This is a genomic window from Streptomyces altiplanensis (assembly GCF_053591575.1).
In genome coordinates, this window is sequence record NZ_JBSFUB010000010.1 from 22829 (window position 1) to 35098 (window position 12270).

The 12270-nt window shown below is 72.1% G+C and carries 9 protein-coding genes and 1 pseudogene; 6 read left to right on the plus strand and 4 right to left on the minus strand.

Features of this window, described 5'->3' with window-relative positions; translation table 11 throughout:
• The first annotated feature begins 131 nt into the window (after window positions 1-131).
• Window positions 132-2192, plus strand: coding sequence for a DNA helicase RecQ (recQ, locus tag ACWD0Y_RS07040; RefSeq protein ID WP_450259405.1), 2061 nt, complete (start codon window positions 132-134; stop codon window positions 2190-2192).
• 135 nt (window positions 2193-2327) lie between these two features.
• On the opposite strand, the gene fahA is transcribed toward recQ, so the two are convergent.
• A complete protein-coding gene (fahA, locus tag ACWD0Y_RS07045; RefSeq protein ID WP_450259406.1) occupies window positions 2328-3554 on the minus strand; it encodes a fumarylacetoacetase in 1227 nt (408 codons plus the stop codon).
• Between the two features lie 485 nt (window positions 3555-4039).
• Window positions 4040-4806, minus strand: a pseudogene (locus ACWD0Y_RS07050) (oligopeptide:H+ symporter); the annotation flags it as partial.
• A gap of 187 nt (window positions 4807-4993) precedes the next feature.
• Between ACWD0Y_RS07050 and ACWD0Y_RS07055 the strand changes: the two are divergent.
• The 4 genes from ACWD0Y_RS07055 (at window position 4994) to ACWD0Y_RS07070 (ending at window position 9378) form a co-directional block, all read left to right on the plus strand.
• Entirely contained in the window at window positions 4994-6004 is a 1011-nt protein-coding gene (locus tag ACWD0Y_RS07055) for a polyprenyl synthetase family protein (RefSeq protein ID WP_450259407.1), read from the plus strand.
• 232 nt (window positions 6005-6236) lie between these two features.
• Complete coding sequence (locus ACWD0Y_RS07060) at window positions 6237-7484, plus strand: LolA family protein (protein ID WP_450259408.1); 1248 nt, start codon at window positions 6237-6239, stop codon at window positions 7482-7484.
• 48 nt (window positions 7485-7532) lie between these two features.
• Window positions 7533-8495: an ATP-binding cassette domain-containing protein gene (locus ACWD0Y_RS07065; RefSeq protein WP_450259409.1), complete on the plus strand. Its 963-nt coding sequence runs from the start codon at window positions 7533-7535 to the stop codon at window positions 8493-8495.
• Complete coding sequence (locus tag ACWD0Y_RS07070) at window positions 8482-9378, plus strand: ABC transporter permease (RefSeq protein ID WP_450259410.1); 897 nt, start codon at window positions 8482-8484, stop codon at window positions 9376-9378. The genes ACWD0Y_RS07065 and ACWD0Y_RS07070 overlap by 14 nt, the downstream gene beginning before the upstream one ends.
• Window positions 9379-9583: 205 nt before the next feature.
• On the opposite strand, the gene ACWD0Y_RS07075 is transcribed toward ACWD0Y_RS07070, so the two are convergent.
• Window positions 9584-10903: a M28 family metallopeptidase gene (locus ACWD0Y_RS07075; RefSeq protein ID WP_450259411.1), complete on the minus strand. Its 1320-nt coding sequence runs from the start codon at window positions 10901-10903 to the stop codon at window positions 9584-9586.
• Window positions 10904-11114: 211 nt separating this feature from the next.
• The gene (locus ACWD0Y_RS07080; protein ID WP_450259412.1) at window positions 11115-11564 is read right to left on the minus strand and encodes a VOC family protein; all 450 of its coding nucleotides are present in this window, start codon (window positions 11562-11564) and stop codon (window positions 11115-11117) included.
• Window positions 11565-11601: 37 nt separating this feature from the next.
• On the opposite strand from ACWD0Y_RS07080, the gene ACWD0Y_RS07085 reads away from it, so the two are divergent.
• Window positions 11602-12222 (plus strand): CGNR zinc finger domain-containing protein, encoded by a 621-nt coding sequence (locus ACWD0Y_RS07085; protein WP_450259413.1) that lies wholly within the window; start codon window positions 11602-11604, stop codon window positions 12220-12222.
• Window positions 12223-12270: the final 48 nt, after the last annotated feature.

Consider the following 12270-nt stretch of genomic DNA (forward strand, 5'->3'; position numbering starts at 1 on the left):
CTTCCGTACGGGCACGACCGCCGCCCGGTGCCCCTCCTCGCAGGGGTGCCGGGCGGCTGTTTTCGGGCGGGGGTGTCAGTGGGGGCCCCTATCGTGGGGAGCCGGGCACGGTACGCACGGGGGACAGAGCGATGAACGGGACGGGTGGCATGGTCGAGGCCGGCGAGGTGACGCGCAGCGACGCGCTGGAGACGCTGCACCGCGTCTTCGGGTACGAGGCGTTCCGCGGTGAGCAGGCTGCGGTCATCGAGCATGTGGTGGCCGGCGGGGACGCGGTCGTGCTGATGCCGACCGGCGGCGGAAAGTCGCTGTGCTACCAGATCCCCGCGCTGGTCAGGCCCGGTACGGGCATCGTGATCTCCCCTCTCATCGCACTCATGCAGGACCAGGTCGACGCGCTGCGGGCGCTCGGTGTGCGGGCCGGGTTCATCAACTCCACGCAGGACTTCGACGAGCGGCGCGCGATGGAGGCGGAGTTCCTCGCCGGGGAGCTGGACCTCCTCTACCTGGCACCGGAGCGGCTGCGCCTGGACTCCACCCTGGACCTGATCGGCCGGGCCAAGATCTCGGTGTTCGCGATCGACGAGGCGCACTGCGTGGCCCAGTGGGGCCACGACTTCCGGCCGGACTACCTGAACCTGTCGGTGCTGGGCCGGCGGTGGCCGGAGGTGCCGCGGATCGCGCTGACCGCGACCGCGACGGACGCCACCCACCGCGAGATCACCCAGCGGCTCGGGATGCCGCAGGCCCGGCACTTCGTGGCGAGCTTCGACCGCCCCAACATCCAGTACCGGATCGTGGGGAAGTCCGATCCGAAGAAGCAGCTGCTGGCCTTCCTGCGGGAGGAGCACCCGGGGGACGCGGGCATCGTCTACTGCCTCTCGCGCAATTCGGTCGACAAGACGGCGGAGTTCCTCTGCCGCAACGGCATCGAGGCCGTGCCGTACCACGCGGGGCTCGACGGGGGGACGCGCGCCGCGCACCAGTCCCGGTTCCTGCGGGAGGAGGGCCTGGTGGTCGTGGCGACCATCGCCTTCGGCATGGGCATCGACAAGCCGGACGTGCGGTTCGTCGCCCACCTCGACCTGCCGAAGTCGGTCGAGGGCTACTACCAGGAGACGGGCCGCGCCGGGCGCGACGGGATGCCGTCGACGGCCTGGATGGCGTACGGCCTCCAGGACGTGGTGCAGCAGCGCAAGATGATCCAGAGCAGCGAGGGCGACGAGGCGTTCCGCCGGCGGGCCGCCTCCCACCTGGACGCGATGCTCGCACTCTGCGAGACCGCGCAGTGCCGGCGGGCCCAGCTGCTGGCGTACTTCGGGCAGGACCCCGAGGCGGCCGCCTGCGGCAACTGCGACACGTGCCTGACACCGCCCGAGACGTGGGACGGGACGGTGGCGGCGCAGAAGGTCCTGTCCACGATCGTGCGGTTGCAGCGGGAGCGCAGGCAGAAGTTCGGGGCGGGCCAGATCATCGACATCCTGCTGGGCCGCAAGACCGCCAAGGTGATCCAGTTCGACCACGACCAGCTGTCGGTCTTCGGCATCGGCGAGGAGCTGGCGGAGGCGGAGTGGCGGGGCGTGGTGCGGCAGATGCTGGCACAGGGTCTGCTGGCGGTCGAGGGTGAGTACGGCACGCTGGTCATGACGGACGAGAGCGCGTCGGTGCTGAGCCGGGAGCGTGAGGTGCGCCTGCGCAAGGAGGCGAAGCCGGTCCCGGCCGCGCGGTCCGGGTCCGCGAAGGGCGAGCGCAGGGCGAAGGCGGCGGCCGCCAAGGCGGACCTGCCGGCGGAGGCGGTGCCGGTCTTCGAAGCGCTGCGGGCGTGGCGCGCGGAGCAGGCGCGGGAGCAGGGCGTACCGGCGTACGTGATCTTCCACGACGCGACCCTGCGCGAGATCGCGACGGTGCGGCCGGGGTCGGTGGCGGAGCTGGGCGGTATTGCCGGGCTCGGCGAGAAGAAGCTGGCCACGTACGGGGAAGGGGTGCTGGAGGTGCTGGCCTCGCTGGGCGGGGCGGAGGGTCCGGCGGGCCCTGGGGATCCTGCGGCCCCGGTGGCCTCGTCGGCCCCTTCGGCCCCGGTTTCCTCGGCCCCGGTTTCCTCGGCCCCGGCCGGGGCGGCGCGGGTTGCCGACGCGGATGCGGCGGATTGGGACTGGGGCGCGGAGCCGGACTGGGACGAGCCGGAACCGTAGGGCCGGCGCAGGGGGGCTTCTCTCCCCGCCCCGCCCCGCCCCTTCCCTTCCCGCAACTGGGGCTCCGCCCCGGATCCCGCTCCTCGGACGCCGGAGAGGGCTGGAATGTCCAGCCCTCTCCGGCCGGGGGGCGTGTCAGGGCGTGGGGGTGATGCGGCCCGTCACTTCGCCCAGGCCGACGCGGGTGCCGTGCGGGCCCGGGGCCCACGCCGTCATCGTGACCTCGTCGCCGTCCTCCAGGAACGTCCGCTTGCCGGTGGGGAGTTCGATCGGGTCGCGGCCGTTCCAGGTCAGTTCCAGGAGGGAGCCGCGTTCGTTCACCTCGGGGCCGCTGACCGTGCCGGAGCCGAAGAGGTCGCCCGTACGCAGCGACGCGCCGTTCACCGTCATCTGGGCCAGCTGCTGCGCCGCCGTCCAGTACATGGTGGAGAAGGGGGGAGTGGAGACCACCTCGCCGTTGATCCTCACCTCGATGCGGATGTCGTAGCCGCCGGGCTCCTCCTCGTCGGAGTCGTCGAGGTAGGGGAGGAGGGGGAGGTCGCGGGCCGGGGGTGCCACCTGGGCCGCGTCCAGGGCCTCCAGCGGGGTCACCCACGCCGACACGGACGTGGCGAAGGACTTGCCGAGGAAGGGGCCGAGGGGGACGTACTCCCAGGCCTGGATGTCCCGCGCCGACCAGTCGTTGAGGAGGGACAGCCCGAAGACGTGGTCCCGGAAGTCCGCGAGCGGGACCGGCGTGCCGTGCGGGGAAGGAGTGCCGACCACGAAGCCGACCTCCGCTTCGATGTCGAGCTTGACGGAGGGGCCGAAGACGGGGGCCGGATCGGCCGGCGCCTTGCGCTGGCCGTTGGGGCGCACCACGTCCGTGCCGGAGACCACGACCGTGCCGGACCGGCCGTGGTAACCGATCGGCAGGTGCTTCCAGTTGGGGGTCAGCGCGTCGCCGTCGGGGCGGAAGATCCTGCCCACGTTGGTGGCGTGGTGCTCGCTCGCGTAGAAGTCGACGTAGTCCGCGACGTCGTACGGGAGGTGCAGCGTGACCGCGGCGAGAGGGTGCAGCAGGGGCTCGATGTCGGCGCGGTGCGCGGGGCTCGTCACCCACGCGGTGAGCGCGCGGCGCACGTCGCGCCACGCGGTACGCCCCGCCGCGAGCAGCGGGTTGAGCGTGGGCCGGGCGAGCAGCGCGGCGTACGGAGAGCCCAGGGCGAGTGCGGCCGCCCCCGCGTCCAGCACATGGCCGCCGATACGGACACCGACCCGGCGGCGCTCGGGCTCGTCCGCGGTGGAGAAGACGCCGTAAGGGAGGTTGTGCGGGCCGAAGAGGTCGCCTTCGGCAAGGTCGAGCGGGCTCTGCTCGGGCATCGGTGCTGCCTCGCTTTCCAGGTCATGGGGGGAACACGTTACGTGGGAGCCGCCTGCGACGGCAGTGCTTAAAAAGTTCGAAATGTCCGAAAGGGCCTTGCTGGAGGCGGGAATTCCGGCTCAGCGTCCTTCGCGGACAGGGACAAGGACAGGGACAGGGACAGGGACAGGGGCGGGGGCGGGGCGGGCCGCAGTCCGGGCAGGCCCGGCGTCCCCGTGCACGCCGGCACCGAGGACCAGTGGACTCCGGTCGCACGGTTCGTGTGCGGTACGCAGTACGCGTCGCCGCGGCCGGTGCGCGCGGTGTCGCTCCGCTGACGCGGGGCCGTCCCCTGCCCGCCCCTCCCGAACCGGGGCCCCGGGGCGCCCTGCGGGCGTGACCTCGATCGCCGGACGGGCCGGGTGGGGCCGCGCTGGATTCTCCGAGCTCCAGCGCGCTGCCCGCCGGGTCGAGCGTGAACCCCGCCGAGTCCGCCGCCGGCGACGGCGGCCGCGAGGAGCACGGCGGCGACGGCGGTCGCGAGGAGGCCGAGGGCGATCAGGCGCACGGCCCGGCGCATCGGTCCCGGCGCGAGGGCGAATTCGGCGGAGTGCTTGCGCCCGGCCAGGTGACGGCGGCCCGTGACGTACTGCGCCAGGCCGAACGTCATGCCGATCGCGGCGGCCGAGAAGCCCCAGTGCCAGCCCCTGTGGTCGCCGGGCCGGCCGGTGACGGGCGGGCCGGCGAAGGCGCCGATGTTGATGCCCATGGAGTACAGGGCGAACCCGGCGTCGCGGCGGTCGTCCTCGGTGCGGTAGAGCTTGCCGACCATGCTGGCGACATTGGGTTTGAGCAGGCTCGTGCCGGCGCTGATCAGGCCGAGGCCGGTCCAGGTCATGGCGTCGGTCGGGACGGCCATCGCGTAGGGGCCGCAGGCGATGAGGATGCCGCGCCGTAGAGCACGGCGCGGCAGGAGCCGAGGATGCGGTCGGCCAGCCGGCCAGCCGGCCGCCCGCCCGCCACGGAGGCCGGGTAGACCATGGTCCCGTAGGCCGCGGAGACGGAGGCGGCCGTGCTGGGGCCATGTCCATGCCCTGGCCGGCCACGGAATCGGCGAAGCAGAGGACCAGGATGGGCCTGCATGCCGAGGAACGAGAAGCGTTCCCAGACCTCCAGGCCGGACAGGAGCATCAGGCCCCGCGGCCGGCCGAAGAAGGCGTGGTCGTCCTCGGGCGGCGGTTCGGTGGGCTCGTCGGGCCGGGCGTCGGACACGGCGCGGAACAAAGGGACTACTCCTGGTCGTATCAGGTGAGCAGGAACATACCGGTGTCTCTCGGGCGGTGCGCGGGTGACGGGAAGGCGCTCACTGTGATCGAAAGCTGACCGGATACGCTGACTTGAGTGAAGACAGCGACACATCGACAATCCGTGTGATCGTCAGCAGACAGGAGTAACCCTCGTGACCGTCGTCGGGCCGTTCGGACTGAGCGTGCGGGACCAGGCTCTTGAGACCGATGTCCAGAACGGCTTGGCAGCCGTCGAGGAAGGGCTTCTCGACGCCACCAAGAGCGAGGTTCCGTTCATCACGGAGGCCGCGCAGCACCTGGTCCGGGCAGGGGGCAAGCGGTTCCGGCCCCTGCTGGTCATGCTGGCCGCCCAGTTCGGTGACCCCCACGCGCCGGGCATCGTGCCCTCCGCGGTGGTCGTCGAGCTGACCCACCTGGCGACGCTGTACCACGACGACGTGATGGACGAGGCGGACGTACGCCGCGGGGTCGCCAGCGCCAACACCCGCTGGGGCAACTCGGTCGCGGTCCTCACCGGCGACTTCCTCTTCGCGCGCGCCTCGCACATCCTGGCGGACCTCGGGCCCGAAGCCGTACGCATCCAGGCGGAGGCGTTCGAGCGCCTCGTCACCGGCCAGATCCTGGAGACGGCCGGACCGCGCGACGGCCAGGAGCCGGTCGGGCACTACCTGGACGTCATCGCGGGCAAGACCGGCTCGCTGATCGCGGTCTCGGGGCGCTTCGGCGCGATGATGTCGGGCGCCGACGAGAGCGTCGTCGACATCCTCACCCAGTACGGCGAGCGCCTGGGCACCGCCTTCCAGCTGGCGGACGACGTACTCGACATCGCGAGCGACAGCCACGAGTCCGGGAAGACGCCGGGCACGGACCTGCGCGAGGGCATCCCCACGCTGCCGGTGCTGCTGCTGCGCGCCCAGGCCGCCGAGCACGGGCGTCCGGAGGACGTCGAGCTGTGCGAGCTGCTCGACGGGGACCTCACCGACGACGCCCTGCTCGCCGAGGTGCTGCGGCGCCTGCGCGCGCACCCGGCCCTGGAGCAGGCGCGCCGCGACACCATCCGGTACGCCGAGGGCGCGAGGGCGTCGCTGGCGCCGCTGCCCGAGTGCTACGCGAAGTCGGCTCTGGAGGAGCTGTGCGACGCGGTGGTGCACCGCGCCGGCTAGACGGCCGACGGACGCACGGGGCGACCGGCGCCTTCCCTGACTGACGGGGGAGGCGCCGCCGCCTTTTGTCATCCCGCAGCAGGAGACGGAGTTGATCCTGGGGGCTGACGCTTCCTGCCCGCCGTTTTGGTCGGATGAGAACCACCACTCCCCACCGATTCGGGTGAGAATGGCGGCGCGGGGTGGACGAGTGCAGTGGACGACGGCCGCCAACCACGGAGGTAGAGCACACATGGCACCGAACGACAGCGCACAGACCACTGATGGGAACTTCGCCGCGGGCCGCCGGAAGGCCGCGCGTTACATCGTCCCGGTCGCGGTGGCGGGGGTGGCGGCGGCGACCATCGGGCTCGTCCCGGCGCTCGCTGACTCCGGCGACCCCGATCTGCCGAAGATCACCGCTCAGCAGCTGGTCGAGAAGATGGCGGCGTCGGACACGCAGCAGCTCTCCGGCAACGTGAAGATCAGCACCGACCTGGGCATCCCCTCCCTGGGCGGCATCGCGGACAGCCTGGCGCCCCGGGGCGGGGACGAGGGTTCGTCGGCCGATCCGCAGGCCAGGCTGATGGAGCTCGCCTCCGGTACGCACACGCTGCGCGTCGCGGCCGACGGCCCGGACAAGCAGCGGGTGTCGGTCCTGGGCGACGCCGCGGAGTACAGCCTGATTCACAACGGCGGTGAGGTCTGGGCGTACGACAGTGCCTCGAACGAGGCCTTCCACACCAAGGCGCCCGCGGAGGCCAAGGGTTCCGGCAAGGATTCCGGCCGGCCCGAGAAGCTGCCCGAGGGGGTCCCGACGACGCCGAAGGAGCTGGCCGAGGGGGCGCTGAAGGCCGCGGACGACACCACGTCGGTGACGGTCGACGGTACGACGCAGGTCGCCGGCCGGGACGCGTACCAGCTGCTCGTCGAGCCCAAGCAGTCCGGTTCGACGGTCGGGTCCGTCCGGGTCGCGGTCGACGCGGAGAACGGCGTACCGCTCAAGTTCACGCTCACACCGAGCAGCGGCGGCAAGGCCGCGATCGACGTGGGCTTCACGAAGGTCGACTTCGGGAAGCCGTCCGCGGACACCTTCGCGTTCACCCCGCCCAAGGGTGCGAAGGTGACCGAGGGCGACGACGAGCCGAAGGCCCGGGAGAAGGACTTCGGGAAGGACTTCGGGAAGGACTTCAAGGGCGAGGAGGGTTTGAAGGACTTCGAGGGGCTGAACGTCATCGGCAAGGGCTGGACCTCGGTCGCCGAGATCTCGTCCCCCGGCGGCGAAGCGGGCGCCGGCTCCGGGGCGCCCGAGGCGGGCGACGTGCCGCCGCAGGCCCAGCAGTTCATGGACGCGCTGGGCGACAAGGTGTCCGGTGAGTTCGGTTCGGGCACGGTCTTCGAGACCCGTCTCGTCAACGCCCTGATGACGGACGACGGCAAGGTGTACGTCGGCGCGGTCACCAAGGACGCGCTGGTCCGGGCCGCCGACGCGGCCAAGTAGGACAGGCAGAACAGGCAGGGAAGACAGGGCAGACAAGGCAGAGCCGGGATGGAGGAGCTGTCCGCCGTGAACAGTGAGGCCGTGATCGACACACGTGGGCTCACCAAGCGTTTCCGCGGCGGGCAGCTCGCCGTCGACGGCCTCGATCTCACCGTCCCCGCCGGCAGTGTCTTCGGCTTCCTCGGGCCCAACGGCTCGGGGAAGACGACCACCATCCGGATGCTGATGGGCCTGATCGAGCCGACGTCCGGTACGGCGACCCTGCTCGGCAGACCCGTGCCGCGCGACGCCCGCAGCGTGCTGCCCGAGGTGGGCGCGCTCATCGAGGGGCCCGCGCTGTACGGGTTCCTGTCGGGCCGCGACAACCTGATCCGTTACGACTCCGCCGACCCGGCGGCCGATCCGCGCACCCGCCGGGCGCGGGTCGCGGCGGCGCTCGACCGGGTGGGCCTGACGGCCGCGGGGAGCAAGAAGGCCAAGGCGTACTCGCTGGGGATGAAGCAGCGGCTCGGGCTCGCGTCCGCGCTGCTCCGGCCGCGCCGGCTGCTCGTACTCGACGAGCCGACCAACGGCCTCGACCCGCAGGGCATGCGCGAGATCCGTTCGCTGGTGCGGGAGCTGGCGGCGGACGGCACGACGGTCTTCCTCTCCTCGCACCTGCTCGACGAGATCGAGCAGGTGTGCACGCACGCGGCGGTGATGGCCCGGGGACGGCTGATCGTCCAGGGCCCGGTCGCCGAGCTGGCGGCCGGTGCGCGCGGGCGGCTCGCCGTCACCACACCGGACACGGCGGACGCGGCGCGGGTGCTCAAGGAGCTGGGCGTCACCGGCCTGACGGTCGCGGAGGACCGGGTGACCGGAGAGCTGCCGCCGGGGGACGCGGACCTGGCGGACCTCAACACCGCACTCGTGCGGGCCGGTGTGCGGGTGAGGTCCTTCGGCGTCGAACGGGCCTCGCTGGAGGACGCGTTCGTGGCACTGACGGGAGAAGGTTTCGATGTCGCGGGCTGAAACGACGGTCCGGCGGGAGAGCCCGCGGGCCCGCAGCCCGCTGTGGACGCTCGGCCTCCTCCGGTCCGAGCTGACCACCACCTTCCGGCGCTGGCGCACGCTCGCGCTGCTGGCGGTGCTGGCCGCCGTACCCGTGCTCATCGGCATCGCCGTGAAGATCGAGACGGGCGACGGCTCGCCGGCCGGCGGTGGCGGCGGAGGGGGCGGCGCGGGACCGGCCTTCCTCGCGCAGATCACCAACAACGGTCTCTTCCTCGTCTTCGCGGCGCTCGCCGCGACCCTGCCGGTCTTCCTGCCGATGGCCGTCGGCGTCGTCGCGGGCGACGCGGTGGCGGGCGAGGCGAACGCGGGCACGCTGCGCTATCTGCTGGTCGCCCCGGCCGGACGCACCCGGCTGCTGCTCGCCAAGTTCACGTCCACGCTGGTCTTCTGCCTGGCCGCGACCCTGGTCGTGGCCGTGTCAGCGCTGGTCACCGGGGCCCTGCTCTTCCCGCTGGGCGAAGTCACCACCATCTCGGGCACGCGGATCGGCTTCGGGGACGGGCTGGTACGGGCCGTGCTGATCGCGGCGGTCGTGGCGGCCTCGCTGGTCGGCCTCGCGGCGATCGGCCTGTTCGTCTCGACCCTCACCAACAGCGGTGTCGCGGCGATGGCGACGACGGTCGGACTGCTGATCACGGTGCAGATCCTGGACACGGTCCCGCAGCTGGACGCGATCCATCCGTATCTCTTCACGCACCACTGGCTGTCCTTCACAGACCTGCTGCGCGAGCCGCTCTACTGGGACGGGGTACTGGACAACCTCGGGCTCCAGGCGCTGTACGCGGCGGTGTTCGGCTCCGCGGCCTGGGCGCGCTTCACGACGAAGGACATCACGGCCTGAGGCACGGGGGAGCGACCGCGTGGAAACCGGTCACGCGCTGCTCCAGGAGAACGTGAGTCCTTCGGCACGGGGGGTCCCGCCCAGGGGCCGGCCTCCTCGTGGGCCCTTCGGGCCGGAAACTCCGCACACTCCGCACATTCCGCACGCGACACTCCGCACGCGCCGGTGGCCCGGCCCCGCCGGGGGCCGGGCCGCCGGCCCGCGGTCAGAAGGTGAGCTTCCAGCTGTCGATGTAGCCGGTGTCCTGCGTGGCGATGTCCTGGACTCTGAGCTTCCAGGTGCCGTTGGCCGGCTCGCTCGACGCGTTCACCGTGTAGGTGGTGATCACGTTGTCGGCCGAGTCGCTGCTGCTGGAGTTCTTCAGCCGGTACGCCGTCCCGTCGGGTGCGACGAGGTCGACGACCAGGTCGCCGCGCCAGGTGTGCTTGATGTCCACCCCCACCTGGAGGGCGGCCGGGGCGTTGCCCGTGCGGCCCGAGACGGTGACGGACGAGGTGACGGCCGCGCCGTTGTCCGGGACGGCGACGTCGGCGGTGTTCTCGTGCACGTCGCCGGGCGGGGTGGTGGATCCGGTGCCCAGCGTCCAGACGGCGTGGGCGATCGCGTCGCTGTTGCGGTCCAGGGCGGTGTCGTTGATGTTCGCCGTGGTGTCGCAGGAGGAGTGGTAGCAGCGGTCGAAGGCCTGGCCGGCGGTGCCGCCCCACTTCTGGGCCTGGGCGCTCGTCTTCGTACGGCTCGCGCCGGTGAAGAGGCCGCCGACCGGTATGCCCACGTTCTTGAAGCTGGCGTGGTCGGAGCGGCCGTCGCCCTCGGTCTCGATCTCGGTCGGGACGCCGAGGCCCGCGTAGTAGTCCTTGAAGGTCTTCTCGATGGCCGGGTCGTCGTCGTAGACGAAGTAGCCGGGGTTCGGTGAGCCGACCATGTCGAAGTTGAGGTAGCCGGAGAACTTCGAACGCTCGGTGGCGGGAAGGCTGTTGACGTACGCCTTGGATCCGACGAGCCCCAGCTCCTCCGCGCCCCACCAGCCGAACCGCAGGTGTTTCTCGGGCTTGAGCTGGGCGCGGGAGACGGCGAGGGCGGTCTCCAGGACGGCGGCGGAACCGGACCCGTTGTCGTTGATGCCGGGGCCCGAGGCGACCGAGTCGAGGTGTGCGCCGGCCATCAGGATCTGGTTGGGGTCACCGCCCGGCCAGTCGGCGATCAGGTTGTAGCCGGTCGCGCCGCCGGAGGTGAACGTCGTGACGGAGGTGGTGAATCCGGCGGCGTCCAGCTTGGCCTTCAGGTAGTCGACGGAGGCTTTGTAACCGGGGCGTCCGTGGGCGCGGTTGCCGCCGTTGGCGGTGGCTATCGACTGGAGCTGGGTGAGGTGCGCCTTGACGTTGGCGAGGGGTATGTCGGGGGCGGCGAGCGCCGCGGACGGGGTGGCGGTGGTGGCGGACGCGGCGGGCGCGGTGGCGGCGACCAGGCCGGTGAGGGCGAGGGCGACGGCCGCGGCGGTGCGTCCGGGAGTGCTGGAGAGGTTCATGTGGGGGCTCCGGATTCCGTACGGGGACAGACGGAACGTGCGAGATGCCCCGCGGCGCGTGCGGCGGCGCGGGGCATTGGAGCTGATGGTGCGTCGGTTGTGCGTGGGCTGCGCGTGCTGAATGTTCAGCGAGGGCCCGACCGACCGTCAAGAGCGGAAACCGGTCACCGGTGTCCGTATACCGGACGGCGGGAGTGGTGCGGAAGCCGCCTCAGTGCACGCAGTACTCGTTTCCCTCGGGGTCCGTCATGACCACCCATTCGCCCCCGGGCCCCTTCGCGTGGTGGACGACGGCCGCGCCGAGCGCCCCCAGGCGGGCGACTTCGGCCTCCCGCGTGCCCGGCTCGGCGTGCACGTCGATGTGCAGCCGGTTCTTGACCGTCTTCGTCTCCGGTACGCGCTGGAAGAGGATCCGGCGGCCGAGCCCCGTCCCTGTGGCCTTGTCGTACGGATCGTCCGGATGCCGGACGGCGACCAGATCGCGAAAGGCGCGGCGGCCGTGGAATTCCACCGTCGCGTCGGGCGGTAGGGCGCCGGAACCGATGAGGCGCTCGATCAGGGCGTTGTTGTCCTCCGCCTCGTAGCCGAGGGCCGCGGCCCAGAAGTCGGCCTGGGCATGCGGGTCGTCGGCGTCGACGACGAGCTTCCAGTGCAGTGTCATGGTAACCGGTTATAGTGGTTACGTGATGGAGCCCGCAATGGAAACGCCCGGACTGGTCCTGCGCACGCCGCAGGGCCGTCCGTATCTCTTCGACGCGGGCGCCCTCTGCCTCGAACTGCTGCCGACCGGCGGTCCCGGGCCGCTCGCCCGGTACGAGGTGCTGCACACTCCGGCCGACCTGGCGCTGTGGGCGGAGCGGAGCCGACTGCCGGCAGGGCTCGACCTGACCGTGGGCGAAGGCGAGCTGTCGGACGCGCGCGCCCTGCGCGACGCGCTCCACCGGCTGGCCGCCGACCGCGCCCACGGCCGCGCCCTGGCCGCCGCCGACCTCGACGTGGTCAACGAACGGGCGGCGCGGGAGCCGCTGGCCGCCCGTGTCGACGTGGTCGTGGGAGCGGGCGCCGTGCGCGCGTGGGCGCCGGGCGCCACCGGGGACCGGCTGCTGTCGACGGTGGCGCGCGACGCGGTCGACCTGTTCACCGGACCGTACGCCCACCGCATCCGCGAATGCGGCTCGCACGACTGCTACCTGCTGTTCGTCGACACCTCACGCCCCGGCCGCCGCCGCTGGTGCGCGATGGAACGCTGCGGAAACCGCAACAAGGCGCGCGCCCACCGCGTCCGCCGCAGCGAGGGCGTCGCCCCGGCGGACGGCTGAGGGACGGCCCGTACGGCGCTGCGGCCGGTGGCCGCTCCCGCAAGGGGA

What these genes read in the sequence shown, in the direction of transcription:
- recQ (WP_450259405.1), top strand. Translation starts at nt 132, where the DNA reads ATGAACGGGACGGGTGGCATGGTCGAGGCCGGCGAGGTGACGCGCAGC.
- fahA (WP_450259406.1), bottom strand. Translation starts at nt 3,554, where the DNA reads ATGCCCGAGCAGAGCCCGCTCGACCTTGCCGAAGGCGACCTCTTCGGC.
- ACWD0Y_RS07060 (WP_450259408.1), top strand. Translation starts at nt 6,237, where the DNA reads ATGGCACCGAACGACAGCGCACAGACCACTGATGGGAACTTCGCCGCG.
- ACWD0Y_RS07065 (WP_450259409.1), top strand. Translation starts at nt 7,533, where the DNA reads ATGGAGGAGCTGTCCGCCGTGAACAGTGAGGCCGTGATCGACACACGT.
- ACWD0Y_RS07070 (WP_450259410.1), top strand. Translation starts at nt 8,482, where the DNA reads ATGTCGCGGGCTGAAACGACGGTCCGGCGGGAGAGCCCGCGGGCCCGC.
- ACWD0Y_RS07075 (WP_450259411.1), bottom strand. Translation starts at nt 10,903, where the DNA reads ATGAACCTCTCCAGCACTCCCGGACGCACCGCCGCGGCCGTCGCCCTC.
- ACWD0Y_RS07080 (WP_450259412.1), bottom strand. Translation starts at nt 11,564, where the DNA reads ATGACACTGCACTGGAAGCTCGTCGTCGACGCCGACGACCCGCATGCC.
- ACWD0Y_RS07085 (WP_450259413.1), top strand. Translation starts at nt 11,602, where the DNA reads ATGGAAACGCCCGGACTGGTCCTGCGCACGCCGCAGGGCCGTCCGTAT.